Below are 16,576 nucleotides of genomic sequence, written 5' to 3'. Positions count from 1 at the left end.
ACTTAGTCTATTGACTGACGACAGTTCCGCATTCCGGCGTTGTTACCTCAGGACACTGGCTCAAACAACAATAACAAGTCTGCTTAACAACTCGGTTTTCTACTGTCGAAACCTGAATGGACGTCTTTTGGGGATATCGTATGGATCTTTCTCTTCGTATCAATCGAAACACCGGCCTCAAGGGACTGACCTTTTGGGGCCAATGGGCGCTGGCACAGACTTTCATTGTTTCACTGTTGTTCATACTGGCCGAACAGCACACGGGCACCGTCGAGTTCTACTATCGGATGTGCACGATCCTGGCGGTACTGGCCTCGGTGCCGGCTTATACCTTCAGCGGCGCGTACCGAAAGCGAGACAATTACCTGACCGGTCTGGGTCGACTGTTCGTGGGCTGGTTCATGACCATGGCCGGACTGGCGTTCATCGCCTTCATCTGCAAGGCCGATGCGCTGTTCTCCCGGCAAGTCATCCTTGAGTGGGCGGTGTACGGTTTCCTCGGTCAGGCGCTGCTGTACGCACCGCTGCATGCGTTCTCGAAGTTCTACCAGCGTTCGCGCAAAAGCGAACACAAGACCCTGATCGTCGGCACCGGCGAACTGGCGCTGGGCCTGGCGAAGAAGTTGAGCCAGCACGAAAACCTGCCACTGGTCGGCCTGGTCAGCAACGGCGACAAGCCTTCTCTGCAAGCGGACGCCCCACGCGTCGTCGGCGCTCAGGACGAATTGCTCGAGCTGATCCAGACCCACGACATCCGCCGCTTGTACATCACGCTGCCGCTGTCGGAAGCCGCCAACATCGAAGCCATGTACGTCGATCTGCTGGATGCCAACGTTGACGTGGTCTGGGTGCCGGACCTGAACAGCCTGACGCTGCTCAACCACTCGGTAAAAGTCGTGGACGGTCTGCCGGCGATCTACCTCAACGAAAGCCCGCTGACCAGCCGCCCGACTGCTGCGCTGAGCAAAAGCCTGGTGGAAAAAGCCGTCGCCCTGCTGGCGATCATCCTGTTGAGCCCGGTGCTGCTGGCCGTGGCGCTGGCGGTGAAGCTCACCTCGCCCGGCCCGGTGTTCTTCAAGCAGGATCGCCACGGCTGGAACGGCAAGGTGATCAAGGTCTGGAAATTCCGCTCGATGCGCGTGCACGATGACCGTGACGTCAAGCAGGCCAGCCGCAACGATTCGCGCATCACTCCAGTCGGTCGCTTTATCCGTCGCACTTCGCTGGACGAGTTGCCGCAACTGTTCAACGTGCTGCAAGGCCACATGGCACTGGTCGGTCCACGCCCGCACGCCGTGGCGCACAACAACTACTACTCGGGCAAGATCCTCGCCTACATGGCCCGTCACCGAATCAAACCGGGCATCACTGGCCTGGCGCAGATCAGCGGTTGCCGGGGTGAGACAGACACCCTCGACAAGATGGAAAAGCGCGTCGAGATCGACCTGAAGTACATCAACAACTGGTCGCTGTGGCTGGATGTGAAGATCCTGGTGAAGACGCCGTTCACCCTGCTGTCGAAGGATATTTACTGAGACGCAGCGCTTGAGAAGGCAACACCGCAAGGGGACGAAAGTCCCCTTTTTTGTGGGCGGGATTTGGGGGTTGGTCGAGGCTCCGCGGACAAGTTGTGTCAGATGTTTTGATGTCGGCTGAGCAGACGCCATCGCGAGAAAGCTCGCTCCCACAGGGATCGGGGGTATGGCGAAGATCACGGCATCACCCGATCACCTGTGGGAGCGGGCTTGGTCCGGGCGGCGATCCGACGATGGCGCCGGATCATTCACCATCAGGTTTGAATCTGCCAAACACCCGGAACAAACCGACTCCCACACCAATCATGGCTGGATCAAGATCCCCCTTCACCACAAACCAAAACGGGAGCCATCAGGCTCCCGCTTTAACTTCCCGCTCCCCCGAACCTACTCGGTAATCTTCCCGAAGTTCCGGTAGAACATGTCCCCTTCCCGACTGTCCGTCATCGAATGCAGCTGGAAGCTGCGATTAAGCCGCGCGCCACCGTCACGGGTCAGCGGCGCCCACACCAGGTTGGCGCGGCGCATGGTCGACATGCTCATCATTTCGTCGAACGGGATCGACAGATACAGCCCCTTGTCGAAACTACCCTCGCCATACTCGGCGCTGCCGGCGGTGGTGATGGTCGCCCAGGCGCCAAAGCGCACGCCGTTGAAGAACTCGCGGGAGATATCCAGCGTGCCGCCAAAGTCGCCCGCCAGGTAACGCCCGACGCTGACCGCGGCCAGCGTGTCGAACGGCAGGTCGGTGTAGCCTGTGATGTGGCCGGTCCAGACCGAGTAATCCTGCAGGCCGAAACCCTGGTCGAATTCACGCTGACGCACGTAGTTCAGATCCGCGCCGATCGACCAGCGCTTGCCGGTCGGACGAAACAGCACCTCGCCCCCGACCCCGGCGAACATCGACTCCAGATAACCGCCGTAGACCATGCCGTACAAATCCTTGTCCAGTTGCTCGGCGTGGCTGACCTGGAACAGCGGCATGGTGGTGTCCGACGTGGTCAGGTACTGACGCAAGTCGGTGCGCACACGCGGCAGGCCGCTGGGTGCGTCGTAGGTGAACTTGTCGAAGTTGTTGATCAGGTTCTGACTGAGCAAACCGTTCCACCAGGTGTTGCGGTTGAAGCGGTACTCGGCATCCAGATCGGCAGTGAACTGATAGAGCAAACCATCGGGGCCGCCGACGTTCTGTTTGAAGCCCAGGCCGACGCCGTAATTGAAGTGCTGCGGCGCCTCGGTGTAGAGGGTTTTCTCGTTGCGCGGCATCGCTGGGTTGATCTCGGTGGTGCGGTGCAGCGACTCCAGCGGCTCCTCGTTGTTGAGCACTTCGCGGAAGGTCTGCCGGGGCACGCTGGTTTCTTCCAGCGGCAGGTCGTAACGCTTGTTGACCACGGTGAACCAGTCGATGTCGTCGTTGACGCTGTTGTCGAGAATACGGCTCGCGCGGCCGACAGCCTTGGGCGAATGGAAATAGCGCTGCTGCTCGCCGTAAACGATCAGTTCGGAATCGCGCTGGGTGATGCGCTCGACCTTGTAGCCGGCGTTCTGCTGCAAGCGGCGCGACACATCGGCCCAGTTGACCTCCTCCATCGTCGTGCTCGGCGCCTTCGCCGGCAGCGGTTCGGCCGGTGGGTCGAAGGTCTTGGCCGGGGCCTTGCGACTGACGAAGTTGGTGTGGAACGTGACGCCGAACATCGCCGTGTTGCCCCGCTCCCACGCGGCGCTCAGATCGAGGGAATCGGTCACCTTGAACACCGCGCCGAGGTTGATCGGCGAGTCCTGTTTGATGATGTTGTCCTTCGGCTCGTGCTTGTAGTCGTTGCCTTCGTATTCGAGTTTCAGGCTGAGACGGTCCCAGGGTGTCTGGTAGCTCACGCCGCCGAAAAACGCAGGCTTGCCGCGAAAGTACGAACCGGCGTTGACGTCACCGGTGCCTTCCAGGTCCGGGCGGGTCTTGAAGCGATCGCTGGCCCAGCCCAGCGGGTTGTCGAAGTCGCCGCGGTTGCCGATGTAACCCCAGGCGATGCCGGCGCTGAAATCGAAATTGTCATAGCGCTTGTTGGCGACGAAGAATTCACTGGCAAACAAACCGGTACCACCGATGTCTCGGAAGCCCAGCGCCACTTCCGGCGCCCAATGGCTTTCCTGCCACAGCCGGACCTTGGCGTCGACCGCCTTGTCCTTATAGCTCTGGCTGCCGCTCAGCGCTTCGGAACCGTACGGACGGTTGGTGATGGCGGTATAGCGAAACGAACCTTCCAGCCAGTCGAGCGGCTGCAACGAAACGCTGTATCGGCTGTACGGTTCGGTGCGGTTGGCGTTGACGCTCAACTCACCGGCGGGCGACATGCGCGCGGTCGGGGTCTGCAACAGACCGACGCCGCCGAAGTCATTCTGGGTAATACGTGGCTCGGCATGCACCAGGCCACACGGCAATAACAACACAGCTGCAAAACGCAAATTCAACGAACCACCTCAGCCAACTGCGTGGCAATCAATTCGGCCAACTGCTGATTCAGTTCAGGGACAGGCGGATCCAGATCATCGTTTTTCACCGGCACCAGAATCTTGCTGCCGGCCACGGGCATCTGCCCGCTCTCGCGGTTCCAGTGGGCGATGCCGACCCGCCGCGATTCGCCGTTGGGCTGGATCAGCCACAGGTAATCGGCATCGGCGTCGGCCTCCAGCAACGTGCAGCCCTGCAGGTATTCGCGGGCCTCCTGCAACGGCTGATAAGGCAAGCGGCACGGCTCGGCGACCGCGCCCAGCACTTCGACTTCGTCGACCCGTTTCGGGTAGATCAGTTGATCGCCATCGTCGAGACGGATGTTGCGGGCAAAGCCGACTTCCACCGCCACCGGATCGAGATCGGCAATCTGCCGCCCGGTCACCGGCATCTGCCGGACCTGCTCGGCCAGGCGCTGTGCCAGCGCCGCTCGACTCGGTTTGTCGAACAGCATCGCCATGCGCTGCAGCACATCCAGATCGAACAGCACGCCGACCTTGAGTCGCGTCTGTTCCTCCAGCAGCGACTGACGCAACAGAACGCCGGCCAGCCAATAGCCTTCGGCATTCGGTACGGCCTCACCGATCACATCGCGCAAACGCCCGCCCGCCGGCAACTCGATCGGGCCCGGGTTGGCGACATCACCGCTGACGATGACCGCTGCCTCGCTGCCCCCAGTGAGCAACATCAAACACGCCGACAGCGCTCTGAGCCGCTTCACGGGACATGCCTGCGGTCTGGGGTCAGCTGCACGATCCTGACCCGCAACTGCGAGGTCAGTTGCTGTTCACTCTGCACAATGAAACCGTCCACCGGATCGACCCAGTAACGATTGGTCGCGCGCAGGCCGATGGCCGGCGCGTCAATCTGCTCATCGACACGCAGCACGGTGTATTCCTTGTCGAGAATCTCGAGGGTTTCCAGGGACTTTCGGGAGAAGCGGCTGTTGAGGATGATCCCGACTTCCTGGCCCTTGTAGAGGTCGATCCAGCGGCGGCTGGTGTAGCCGTCGGTGATTCTGTGCAGGCCCTGTTTGAACGGTGAATCATCGGACAGCCGTGTGCCGTCCAGATCACCTTCCACGCCGAGGCCGATGGTGCGCATGGCCAGGCCGTCGCGCATCAGCAGCACCTGCTTGCCCGAGGCGACCCAGAACTGCAGATCCTCGCGTTCGCGCACCAGCGCCAGTACGCCGGAACCGGACGGCGTGGTCAGTTTGAGCTGGGGATACTTGACCCCGGCCACCTGCTCCGCCGACACGTCCAGTTCATCCGGCCCGATGACCGACGCCTTGAGGTTGTTCAATGAAGCGCTCATCAGCGGATTGCAGCCACTCAACAAAACGGCCGCCATCAGGCACACGCCCACTTTCAACGTTTTCACAGTCGGCGGCCTTATTTGCTGTTGTTACTGAATTCGCTCCAGTTCTTCGCAGCGGAAGCCCCCGTCCCGACAATCGATGCCGAAGGCACCAACTGGCTGATCAGACGGTTCCAGCGAGTCACGTTGGCAGGCCCGACATAGACCACGTCCTGGGGCCGCACTTCGAAGTGCGAGGCGAGTGCCATGGCGGTCGGCGATTCGGCTTCCAGCTGATAGATTTTCGCCGGCTCGACATCGAGATTTTCCACCCCGCGAATCACGTACACGGCGTTGCCGTTGGAGGTGGTCTGGCTCAGGCCACCGACCGAACCGAGCACGTCGGACAGGTTCATGGTGGCGGTCTTGAAGCTCAGCGCACGGGGCTGGTTGACCTCGCCCATCACGTAGATGCGCTTGTTGTCGTTGTACGGCAGATACAGCTGATCGCCTCCCTTGAGGTAGACGTTCTGCAATTCGGAATCCTGCTGATTGAGGGCATCGAGATTGAGCGGATAGACCCGCCCGTTACGCGTCAGCATCAGCCCGGACAAGTCGGCATTGTTGGTATCGACACCGGCCGAACCGAGGGCTTCGACCACGCTCAGCGGGTTGGTCGAAATCGCCTGGGGGCCGGCCTTGGCCACGGCGCCCGAGACCACGACTTTCTGGCTGGCGAAACGCAGCACCGCGACATCCACTTGCGGCTCGGCAATGAACGCCGAGAGACGTTGCTCGATGTCCGAACGCAGCTGCTGGATGGTTTTGCCGGCGGCCTGGACTTCCTTGATGTACGGGTAATACAACGTGCCGTCGGAGCGCACCAGACGGCCGTTGGCATCGATCTGCTGTTGCGCACCCGAAGGAGCGGTCAGCTCGGGGTGATCCCAGACCGTGATGTACAGCACATCGTTGCTGCCGATGCGGTATTCGGCCGGGGTCGCCAACAACTCCGCCGGCACCGACTCACGCTTGTACGTGGCGCGGTTCATGGCGATGAGCTTGGGGGTGATCTGAATGAGCTCGACCCGGCTGCTTTCGCTGGCGCCCTGGCGCGTGATGCTACTGGTGCTCAGGTACTGGCCGGGGGAGAACATGCAACCTTGCAAAGCGAAACTTGCCAACATTAAAAGAGTAAAACGACGATTCATAATGGCACTACGCTATTCAAGGGCGAATCCAAAAACAAAGTCACCCGACTTTCGTCGGGCGACCTTGTACTGCACCAACAGATACTTCAGTTAGTTGTGCGTGCCGGTTGTACCCGTGGTACCGGTGGTACCCGTTGTACCGCCGTTGGCACTTCCACCACTGTTGGACGCCGCTACAGCACTGGCGACCATGGCAGTACTGGCAGCAGGCGCTGTAGAAGCCGCGACACTGCCAGATACATTGGTCACTGCTGTAAGCGGCGCTTCAGCTGCGGAGGCCCAGTTGCTCAACATCGTCAACAGGGCGATCGCCATCACTTTCTTCATATCAACTCCTTTCTAACATCGCACCTAACATCGGGTGTTCGTTAGAGGTGGTAGAGTTCAAGTCGCAAAAAGCGCGAACAAGATCCGTTGTTCTTTCACAGTCTTACCCAACTGATAAAAGTCGAACGGCAGGTTTATATCTACGGACTTGCAAAAGGCATTGCCAGTCTAATTTCCCGACGATATCTAACAACCTGACTGAAACTAACATTGCACTAAAACGCCATCATCCCTGATAACCCCGGGGATGATTCGATTGCCAGCGCCAGGTGTCGGTGACCATGTCCTGCAAGTTGCGTGTGGCTTTCCAGCCCAGTTCCTTCGCCGCCTTCGAGGCGTCGGCCCAGCTCTCGGCAATATCCCCGGAACGCCGTGGCATCACCCGGAACGGCACTGGCTGCCCGCAGGCCTGCTCAAAGGCGCGCAGGACCTGCAACACGCTGTAACCGTCGCCGGTGCCGAGGTTCCAGGTATGAATGCCGGTGCGGTCGGCGATGGATTGCAGGGCTTTCAGGTGCCCGTCCGCCAGATCCACCACATGGATGTAGTCACGCACGCCGGTGCCGTCGACTGTCGGGTAATCGTCGCCGAAGATCGACAACTCCTTCAGGCTGCCAACCGCCACCTGGCTGATGTAAGGCACCAGATTGTTCGGAATGCCGTTGGGGTCTTCGCCCATCTGGCCGCTGTGGTGCGCGCCGATCGGGTTGAAATAGCGCAGCAGCGCGATGCTCCAGCGCGGTTCGGACTGGCACAGGTCGCGCAGCACGTTCTCGACGATCAGCTTAGACTGACCGTAGGGATTGGTCGGATTGCCGGTCGGGAAATCCTCGCGGATCGGCATCTGCTCAGGCTCGCCGTAGACTGTGGCGGACGAGCTGAACACCAGCCGGAACACCCCCGCCGCCGCCATCGCCTGGCACAGCGTGATGCTGCCGCTGACGTTGGTTTCGTAGTACTCAAGCGGCTTGCGCACGCTCTCGCCCACGGCCTTGAGCCCGGCGAAGTGCAGCACCGCATCGATGGCGTGCTGCTGGAAAATCCGGTCCAGCAAGGCCCGGTCACAGACATCCCCGCGAATCATCAGCGCACTTTTGCCGCAAATGGCTTCCACCGCGTGCAAGGCGGCGTCGCTGCTGTTGCAAAGATTATCCAGAACTACAACTTCATAACCTGCTTCAAGTAGTGCAAGTGTGGTGTGCGAGCCGATATAGCCGGCGCCACCCGTTACCAGAATCTTCATAGCGCGGTCCATAAGTGGGAAAAGTGCCAACTCGCGTGTCAAGCGCTGCTTGTTTAATGTGTGTCTTGATTCACACAAACAGCGCGACAACAACCAGAAACAAAAACAGTTCAATCACTGGCTATAAATATTTTTACAAGCCAAACTGTATTGCCTGGTACTTATTAGCACTCCCGCGCATTCATCACTATCAACGGATGCCGACTAAAAATAACCAATAACTGTCAAACCGACATCTCATAACATTGTCGTGTTTTACACTCATTGCTATTTGCCACTCATCTCCCGAGTCAGGTATTAAAGTACAGCTTCAATAACTTGCAACCTTTCGTTATTGCAATAAACGATGGCAGTGCGCCATGAATGACCAGGAAACTTTTATGATCCGTAAATGTTTGTTCCCCGCTGCCGGTTATGGCACGCGTTTCTTGCCGGCCACCAAAGCCATGCCCAAGGAAATGCTGCCGATCGTCAACAAGCCGTTGATCGAATACGCCGTTGAAGAAGCACGGGACGCCGGCCTGCAACACATGGCCATCGTCACCGGACGGGGCAAGCGCGCACTGGAAGACCACTTCGACATCAGCTACGAACTCGAACACCAGATCCGTGGCACCGAGAAAGAGAAGTTCCTGGCCGGCACTCGCGAGCTGATCGACACCTGCACCTTCTCCTACACCCGTCAGGTGGAAATGAAAGGCCTGGGCCACGCGATCCTCAGCGGCCGCCCGCTGATCGGCGACGAACCCTTCGCCGTGGTGCTGGCGGACGACCTGTGCCTGAACCTCGAAGGCGACGGCGTGCTCACGCAGATGATCGAGCTCTACAAGAAATTCCGCTGCTCGATCGTCGCCATCCAGGAAGTCCCGCGCGACCAGACCCACAAGTACGGCGTGATCGCCGGCGAGGCGATTTCCGAGGGCATCTACCGGGTCAACCACATGGTGGAAAAACCGGCCCCGCAAGACGCACCGTCGAACCTGGCGATCATCGGCCGCTACATCCTCACGCCGGATATCTTCGACCTGATCGCCGACACCGAGCCGGGCAAGGGCGGCGAAATCCAGATCACCGACGCCCTGATGAAACAGGCGCAGAACGGTTGCGTGCTGGCCTACAAGTTCAAAGGTCTGCGCTTCGACTGCGGCGACGCCGAGGGTTACCTGCAGGCGACCAACTTCTGCTACGACAACGTTTACCTGAAGGGCCGCTGAGCGGCTTCCACTGATTCATCGCAGCACGCACATCCAACGAGGCAACCATGAACATTGCACAACATTCCGCAGAGATTGAACGTGAGGTGGACAACCTCGGGGTGATGAGCTGGTTATCCCGCCATCAGCCATTGCCCAGCGCCAATGGCCCGTGGTTGGGCACCCTGCTGCTGGTCGACCGCCTCGGCGTGTTTCCCTCGTCCGGGGACATACGCCGAGCGATGCGCGATCCGTATCCCCTGCTCGCCCACCTGAAACGGATCTACGGCGAGCAGGCGCTGGAGGTCGATGACCGCGACGGCCTGAAAGTGATTTTCAGCGACTGGCGTTTTCGCGTGCGGATCTGCTGCAACGACCCGGCGATCATCGTCAACGTGGAAACCCGTTGCGTGACGCAGTTGATGCCGCAGAAAACCGCAGAGCTGCTGAGCCATCTGGATCTGTTCGACAACTGATGGCTACTTCGAAGTCTCGCCACAGTTGTCCTGTGGCGAGACTTTTTGCTGTCCGCCCACGAACCAGCGATAGAAGTAATCAGCAATTACCCGCCCGCCCGTGGCCGGCACCGGATGAATCTTGTCCGGCCCGATCATCGCTGCGGCGTAGCGTTTGACGTCGGTGCCGAACGCGCATTGCAGATTGGCGTAACCCAGACGCTGCTCACGGGCCCAGGGTTCGATGACCTGCGCATAAGCCGACATCGGATACGCACTGGAGCGGGTGGTGTCCTGACGCAGGATCAGGTTGATGCTCGCCGCCGGTTGAATCTCGCGGAGCATGCCGACCAGCCCCTGGACATTGTGCAAATACTGCTCGGGCTTCACGCCAAAACCCTGGTCGTTGCCACCGAGCATGATCAGGTAAATGTCTGCGGGAATCTTCGACACCACGGCTTTCCACTGCGTCTGCCAACGCGCATCGTCGTGATAGAAATCAGCGGACGCCGCGCCGGACGCTGCCAGTTTCGATACCCGAACCCCGTCCTGATCGTTGCTCAGCCACAGACCGAACAGGGTCGGCGCGCCTTTCAGCACTTCCAGTCTGAAAGCCCAATCGGTCGCGGCCGACGTGCCGGGCAGCGGGACTTCCTGAACGCCTTCGCCTGCGAGTTTCAACGGCTGCCAGTCGGCGGAGGGTGACCAGCGATAACGCAGCTCACTGGACTCACCGTTGCCGAGGTAAAGCAGTTTCGCCTGAGTGACGGCGGTGTTGATGGCAGGCGTCGGGCTGGCGTCGACTTGCAGCCAGGCGCCGGGGCGCCCGGTCACCGTGCGGCTGTCGGGGCTGGCCTGGCCGAGGCCAGAGACCTGCCAGTCGCCACCGAAGTATTTCTCGCTGCTGCGGGTGTACTTGAAATGCGTGCCGCCCAGCGCGGCGCCGTGATTGAAGCCGACATAACCCGGCCCTGCAAACCCGACCTCCCCGGCCACCCGTTGCACCAGTTTGTTCAGGTAGAAATCCTGCCCGGCGCTGTAGCTGTCGCCGATCACCGAGATCGACAACACCTTGCCGGCCTTGCCTTCACGCCACTGGCCAAACCGCTCGCGAGCGTCGCCGATTTGCACCACCGACGCCGCCACTGGCGGCACATCATCAACAGCCAGCATGAATCGCTTCCTTCATCGAATCTGCGCCACCGGGGCAATGGTCGCCGCCGGTTTCTTTTTGGTCGCGGCACGTTCGCCGAGGAACAGCACGGAGGTGAAGTTGAACCGACTGAAAATCATCGACAACACCACCGGCCCGAGCAAGCCACACGTCACGCCGCAGAACACCAGCACGCTTTCATCTTTCACACCCAGGCGGCCGAGGATCGAGCGCGACGTCGCGGCGAACAACACGTGAAACAGGAAAATCGCATAGGAGTAACCGCCGAGCCAGGTCAGCGCCTTCGAGCGCATGTCACTCGACAGCAACGCGAGGCAGGACACGCAGCCCACCGTCAGGCCGATCAGGCTGCGGCGGTCGACGATCAGCTCGCGGTCCACCGACGCCACGTACAGCAGCGTCAGCGAAATCAGCACAAACACCAGCGGGCCGATCACCTTGAACGTCTGCTTCAGCTCGCTGACTTTCTCCTGGCCGATCATGCCCGCCACGAAGAACGGCAGCAGATAAATCGCCCCGTTGATGCCGAATGCGTCCAGCGGAAACGGCGGCAACAGGAACACCGCCGCCGCGAACGCGAACAGCAGATACAGGCGCGTCGGCGTGCGCAGCAAACCGCGCCATTCCAGCAGGCCGACGAACATGAAAATGATGAACACTGCCTGCAAGAACCAGAAGTGGTTGATCGGCACATAGAACGACAACAGCGCATCCATCACGCTGACATCCTTGTTCACGCCCGGCCCGACCGCCTGCAACACCGAGAACGGCACACCCACGCAAAACAGCGGCACGATCAGGCGCCGCACCTTGCCGCTGAAGAACGCGGAAAAGTCATTGCCGCGAATCTTGTAGATGGAATAGATGTAGCCGGAGATGAAGGTGAACAGCGGCATGCGCACGTACACCATCGAATCGGCGATCACCCGGAACGGCGAGCCGATGTCGATTTTCAAACCACCGCCCAACGGCCCGATCACGTGATAGAGCACCAGCAACAGGCACGCCAGGCCACGCAGGGTTTCGATCTCCAGGGACTTTTTCTTGCTCGACATAAAGCACCCGCCTCAATTCAGAATTCTTGATTCAACCTTCACCGGTTTGTTCGCCCGCAGCATCAACCCCAGGCCCACGAACAGCACCGGCACCACCATCGAAAAGTGCCGGGCGAACGAGCCGAAGTCCGGTTCGAACAAGCCTTGAACCAGCAGGAACGCCAGCGGAATCGCGATCAGTTCCTTGGGTTTGGTCTGGATCGGTGCGCCCTTGTAATCGGTCGAGGTGATGACTTTGAACAGCAGCAGCGCGGTCATGATCATCAACGCGACGAAGATCACCTGGCCCGGCCCGGACAGCAGGATCAGCTCAACGGGAAACGACAACCGGAAGAAAATGATCATTGAGTCCAGGGCCTGCGAGACGAAGTCGCTGCCGCTGAGCCACGAGACGATCAGCGATTTGGAACCCTCCTCGCCCGCCGTGCGCAGTTCGTTGTTGCTGGCGCGAATCGACGACACCGGAAAGCCCAGCGCCAGCTGGATCGCCATCGCAACGGCCAGGTAGAACAGGAACAGCATCAGGAAGAAGGTCGTGCGCGAGACGTATTTCTTCATCACGCAGACGCCGACCCACGACAGGGAAAACAGAATCCAGTACGGCCGGATCAGCACGCCGTAGATCACCGCCGATAGGAAAAATCCGCCGCGATATTTGCGCGTCAGCGAGCTGAACAGAATGCTCAGCACCGCCACCGACACGATGATTTCCTTGGTCAGGTTTTCCAGGAAAAACGAACGCACGATGCCCCACAGGCACAGGGTTCCGAAGATGGTCAGCGGCATGCGCCGGAACACCACCACGGGAATGGCCGTGAGGAAAAAGTTGCAGAACATCCCGTAGGCCCAGGCGTTGGTCAGGTTGATCCCGGTGGGCCGCAGCAGGAACGCCGAACACTCGTAAGACGAGCGATCCGGCGAGAACGGGTTCCAGAAATTACAGTTGTCGGCCCGGGCGTAAGACGACCATAAGGTCATCGCATCCGGGCCCGGATCGCGGGGAATCAGCAGCGGCATCGCCACCGACAGAAACAGCCCGGTGAACAGGATCAGGAACGACAGCGAGGAATCGAGTCGGCGGCCGCGAAACTCGATACACGGCAGTTTCAGGCCCATGACACGACAACCTTTTTCGCGCGCGTGGCACGAGTCAGCAGCGCAATCACGGCGAGCTGCACGATGATCGCAAAGACGTTGCCCCAGGCCGCGCCGTAAATCGAGTAGTGCTTGATCAGTAAGTAACTGACCGGCACTGAAACCAACAGACAAATGGCCGCGCTGGCGAGGGACACCCGACTGTTTTTCGAAGCGATCAACCCGCCCCAGACAATGTCACCAATGGCGCGCAGGGCGAAGGAGAAAATCAGCACGCCGAGGATGCCGTTGTCCGGACGCGGAACGCTGGTGGCGACGTAATCGAGCACCACATTGAAGAACAGATAAATCCCCACCGCGACCGCCGCCGATACCACCAGCGAACGTGCGACCCATTTGTTCACGAATAGCTGCCGGACCGTGAACGGTTGCTGATCAGCCTGATAACGCTTGGCGAGCAGCGGAATGCCGACCACCGCCACCACCGCGTAAGACAGCGCCTGCAAGGTGTTGGCCGCCGACCACGCGTACACGTATTTACCGAGGCTGGCGTAAGGTTCGAGGTCGATGATCAGAAAGCGCTCGGCGTACTGACTCAGCGCGATCAGGCCAGTGCCGAGGTAAAACGGCAGCCCGGCTTTCCACACTGCGGCGGTGGCCAGCGTCCCCTCTTCCCGCCCACGATGAACATTCACCACAATCAGGTAACCGGCGACGATCACCAGCACGTTGGCGATGACCCACAGCCACAGCACGCTGGCGATTCCGGACACCCAGCCGAGCGCCATTCCGCCCACGGCCAGCAGCGCCCAGAGCCCGGTCTTGATGAAGAACAACAACGCACCCGCCGTGGCTTTCTGCGCGGAAAACACGAACGAGTTGATCTCGAACGACAGGTGTTCGGTGAGCAACACCAGCGTCACGCAGGCGATCAGCGCGGTGGTCGCCTCCACCGACTGGAACAGCGAATAAATCACCACCGTCAGCACCGACAACGCCAGGCCCACGGCCAGGTACAACAGCAGCACCTTGTCCACGACCCGGCGCGAACTGCCGCCAACGCTGATCAGCCGATTGATCTCGGAACTGAAACCGACGCTGTAGAACTTCGACGCGATCAACGACGCCGCGACCACCACGCCGTAAAAACCCAGCGCCTCGTAACCGAGGTAATGGGTGATGGCGAGCACCAGCAAGAACTTCGCGCCCAGTGCCCCGCCCCGCAGCAACAGCCGGAATATCATCGAATGACGCCCTTGATGATGTCGTCCATGGCCACGGTTTTCGCCTCGATCTCGCGGCAGGTGTCGGTCAGGCGTTTGCCGAAATTCGACAGCGCGTCAGGCGCGTAAACGGTGTCGATGATGGTGTCGACATTGATGTCGCCGCCGTTGATGACCCAGTCTTCGACGCCCATGTCCTGATAGGCGCCGAAGCCTTTGCGCTCGTAGCTGATGTGATACGCCGGCACACCCGAGAGCAGCGATTCGATCGCGCCGTGCAGGCGCACGGAAATCACCAGGTCCGGTTGGTATTTGGCCAGTGTCGCCTTCAACGGCAACAGGTCTTCGGTGATGCCCAGTTCGCGATAGAACGCGCCGTCATCGTTACCGCGCACGGCGCTCTGTACGGCGCAGACCACTTTGCTTTTGTTCTTCAAGCGCTGCAGCAGCACCTTCAGGTTGGCCACGTAGGCGAGCTTCTTTTCCTTGCTCCACGCCGGTGGTTTGCGCAGTACCACGCACACCGTGGCCGGCGTCGAGGCGCAGCGGGTGAACTTGGGTTGCTGAAGGATCTTGCCGGCCAGCGCCTGTACTGCGAGGTCCGGTGCGCGGTAGACATTTTCACAGGCATCGAACAGCGCGGAGGAACGGTTATCGCGCACGAACACCGCATCGGCGCTGGCGTAGTGACCGACGATCTTGTCGCTGTCGCCGTGGAACGGCCCGATGCTTTGCGGCAGGTACACCGACGGCACTTTGCTGAGGATCGCGGTTTCCAGCTGCTTGGCGTGGCCGAGTTTCAGCTTGATGTGCTCGAAGGCACTTTTCGAGCGCATGTAGCCGCCGCCGACGCCGACGATCAGATCGGTTTTCTTCAACAGATCCGCCAGCCCCGCGTAGGACTGATTGAGGAATACCGCCTCTTTGACCCGACCCAGGCCCTTGGCCGCCATCACCGGCGCATCAAAGCGCGGGTGCGGCAGGTACTTGAAAGAGTCCGGATCGGAAGCCACGACGCTGATCGCGGTGTCCTCGCCAAAGTTGCGCTGCACCAGCGCGATGGCCAGATCGACCAGCAGACCATCGCCGGAGTTGGAGGCACTGTAGCCATGCAAAATCGTTACGTTCATGAGCGGAGTTCTACTTAATAAGAGGGAGCGGAATACACGTCGTAGGTCTGGCGGATCATCAACGCGGCGCTGAAACGCTCGCGGACGATGCGCCGACCTTCGATGCCGAGGGCCGACAACGCAGGCTTCTGGATTTTCTTCAGGCGATCGGCCAAGGCTTGGTGGTCACCGGCGGGGAACACGTAACCGGAAACCCCATGGGTGACCAGCTCGGGCAACGACGTGCAGTCGCTGGCGATCACCGGCAAGCCCAGCGCCATGCCTTCCAGCGGCACCATGGCAAAGCCTTCCCAGCGACTCGGCACGATCAGCGCATCGGCTTTCTGATACAGCGCGTGAACCTCGGTTGGCGTCACCCAGGGCAGGTATTCCACCCCGTCCAGCGGCGGACATTCGACAACGTCCTCGTTCACCGCACTGCCCACCACCGTCAGTTTCAGGTCGCTGCGTTTTGCTTCGGTGTAGGCCTTGAGCAACACGTCGAAGCCTTTCTGGTAGTCGAGGCGACCGACAAACAGCAGATGAATCGGCTCCGGATCAACGATCTTGCGTTCGTCATTCTTGTGATCGATGCCGTTGTAGATCAGCGTCATGCGCTGGCGCTCGATGCCAAATTTCGCGGCCTTGTCCAGCTCGAACTGGCTGACGCAGATGATCTTGTCCGTGACCTTCTGCAGCACCCGCTCGATCCACGCATAGACTTTCTGCTTGATCGGCGAGCTTTCCATCAGGAACGAAAACGCATGGGGGCAGTAGACGATTTTCGGCTTGCGCCACGGCCGCAATAGCACGCACACGCAACGGCCGATCACCCCGGAAAAGGTGCTGTGCAAATGCACCACATCAGGTTTTTCCTTGAGCAGGACCCGCGCCAGTTGCCAGGCAAAACGCAGCAGCGACGGCACATTCCGCCCGCTTCGGGCGAAGGTGCGGATCTGCTGTTCGTCGATGCCGTGCAGTTCTTTCTTCTGGTCGAGCGGGACCAGATACACCAGCTCATAGCGCCCGTCTTCCGGAGCCGCCGAAATCGTGCGGATGACCGTCGCCACCCCGCCTTTGATCGTTTCCGCCACGTGCAGTATTTTTTTCACAACCCACCCACTTTCATGCCTGTAAGGACCGTCGCTGAG

General features: G+C 60.1%; 15 protein-coding genes. 3 read left to right on the top strand and 12 right to left on the bottom strand.

The window, feature by feature from the left end:
• Window positions 1-140: 140 nt before the first annotated feature.
• Window positions 141-1,535 carry an undecaprenyl-phosphate glucose phosphotransferase gene (locus tag AC1Q9F_RS18350; RefSeq protein ID WP_207983417.1) on the top strand — a complete coding sequence of 465 codons (1,395 nt, stop codon included), beginning with the start codon at window positions 141-143 and terminating at the stop codon, window positions 1,533-1,535.
• 387 nt (window positions 1,536-1,922) lie between these two features.
• Here AC1Q9F_RS18350 and AC1Q9F_RS18345 read toward each other — a convergent pair whose 3' ends face one another.
• From AC1Q9F_RS18345 to galE, 6 genes are all read right to left on the bottom strand, one after another.
• Window positions 1,923-4,001: a YjbH domain-containing protein gene (locus AC1Q9F_RS18345; RefSeq protein ID WP_492620564.1), complete on the bottom strand. Its 2,079-nt coding sequence runs from the start codon at window positions 3,999-4,001 to the stop codon at window positions 1,923-1,925.
• Window positions 3,998-4,729 (bottom strand): capsule biosynthesis GfcC family protein, encoded by a 732-nt coding sequence (locus AC1Q9F_RS18340; protein WP_115078630.1) that lies wholly within the window; start codon window positions 4,727-4,729, stop codon window positions 3,998-4,000. Before AC1Q9F_RS18340 ends, AC1Q9F_RS18345 begins: the two co-directional genes overlap by 4 nt.
• A 29-nt stretch (window positions 4,730-4,758) precedes the next feature.
• Window positions 4,759-5,424 (bottom strand): YjbF family lipoprotein, encoded by a 666-nt coding sequence (locus tag AC1Q9F_RS18335; protein WP_492620563.1) that lies wholly within the window; start codon window positions 5,422-5,424, stop codon window positions 4,759-4,761.
• An 11-nt stretch (window positions 5,425-5,435) separates the two neighbouring features.
• Entirely contained in the window at window positions 5,436-6,551 is a 1,116-nt protein-coding gene (locus tag AC1Q9F_RS18330) for a polysaccharide biosynthesis/export family protein (RefSeq protein WP_207983420.1), read from the bottom strand.
• Window positions 6,552-6,641: 90 nt separating this feature from the next.
• Window positions 6,642-6,878 carry a hypothetical protein gene (locus AC1Q9F_RS18325; RefSeq protein ID WP_003226528.1) on the bottom strand — a complete coding sequence of 79 codons (237 nt, stop codon included), beginning with the start codon at window positions 6,876-6,878 and terminating at the stop codon, window positions 6,642-6,644.
• A 226-nt stretch (window positions 6,879-7,104) separates the two neighbouring features.
• The gene (gene galE / locus AC1Q9F_RS18320) at window positions 7,105-8,121 is read right to left on the bottom strand and encodes a UDP-glucose 4-epimerase GalE (RefSeq protein ID WP_007951630.1); all 1,017 of its coding nucleotides are present in this window, start codon (window positions 8,119-8,121) and stop codon (window positions 7,105-7,107) included.
• A 380-nt stretch (window positions 8,122-8,501) separates the two neighbouring features.
• Between galE and galU the strand changes: the two genes are divergently transcribed.
• Together galU and AC1Q9F_RS18310 are read left to right on the top strand one after the other, a co-directional pair.
• Window positions 8,502-9,335, top strand: coding sequence for a UTP--glucose-1-phosphate uridylyltransferase GalU (gene galU / locus AC1Q9F_RS18315; protein ID WP_007951629.1), 834 nt, complete (start codon window positions 8,502-8,504; stop codon window positions 9,333-9,335).
• A gap of 47 nt (window positions 9,336-9,382) precedes the next feature.
• Window positions 9,383-9,790, top strand: coding sequence for a phosphohexomutase domain-containing protein (locus AC1Q9F_RS18310; protein WP_007951628.1), 408 nt, complete (start codon window positions 9,383-9,385; stop codon window positions 9,788-9,790).
• Between the two features lie 3 nt (window positions 9,791-9,793).
• Here the strand turns inward: AC1Q9F_RS18310 and AC1Q9F_RS18305 are convergent, their stop codons facing one another.
• From AC1Q9F_RS18305 to AC1Q9F_RS18280, 6 genes are read right to left on the bottom strand one after another with little or no spacing between them, the layout of a single operon-like run.
• Window positions 9,794-10,942: an SGNH/GDSL hydrolase family protein gene (locus AC1Q9F_RS18305; RefSeq protein ID WP_207983421.1), complete on the bottom strand. Its 1,149-nt coding sequence runs from the start codon at window positions 10,940-10,942 to the stop codon at window positions 9,794-9,796.
• A gap of 12 nt (window positions 10,943-10,954) precedes the next feature.
• Window positions 10,955-11,998, bottom strand: coding sequence for an acyltransferase family protein (locus tag AC1Q9F_RS18300; protein ID WP_207983422.1), 1,044 nt, complete (start codon window positions 11,996-11,998; stop codon window positions 10,955-10,957).
• A 12-nt stretch (window positions 11,999-12,010) separates the two neighbouring features.
• On the bottom strand, window positions 12,011-13,114 hold the full coding sequence (locus AC1Q9F_RS18295) for a hypothetical protein (RefSeq protein ID WP_007951624.1): 1,104 nt from the start codon (window positions 13,112-13,114) through the stop codon (window positions 12,011-12,013).
• Window positions 13,105-14,337: an MATE family efflux transporter gene (locus AC1Q9F_RS18290; protein ID WP_492620562.1), complete on the bottom strand. Its 1,233-nt coding sequence runs from the start codon at window positions 14,335-14,337 to the stop codon at window positions 13,105-13,107. The genes AC1Q9F_RS18295 and AC1Q9F_RS18290 overlap by 10 nt, the downstream gene beginning before the upstream one ends.
• The gene (locus AC1Q9F_RS18285; protein ID WP_007951622.1) at window positions 14,334-15,446 is read right to left on the bottom strand and encodes a polysaccharide pyruvyl transferase family protein; all 1,113 of its coding nucleotides are present in this window, start codon (window positions 15,444-15,446) and stop codon (window positions 14,334-14,336) included. The genes AC1Q9F_RS18290 and AC1Q9F_RS18285 overlap by 4 nt, the downstream gene beginning before the upstream one ends.
• Before the next feature lie 14 nt (window positions 15,447-15,460).
• Entirely contained in the window at window positions 15,461-16,537 is a 1,077-nt protein-coding gene (locus tag AC1Q9F_RS18280) for a glycosyltransferase (RefSeq protein WP_492620561.1), read from the bottom strand.
• Window positions 16,538-16,576: the final 39 nt, after the last annotated feature.

Source organism: Pseudomonas sp. GW823-FHT04A03, assembly GCF_058796615.1.
The sequence above is the reverse complement of the archived record's forward strand: the minus strand, read 5'-3'. Positions and strand labels throughout refer to the sequence as shown.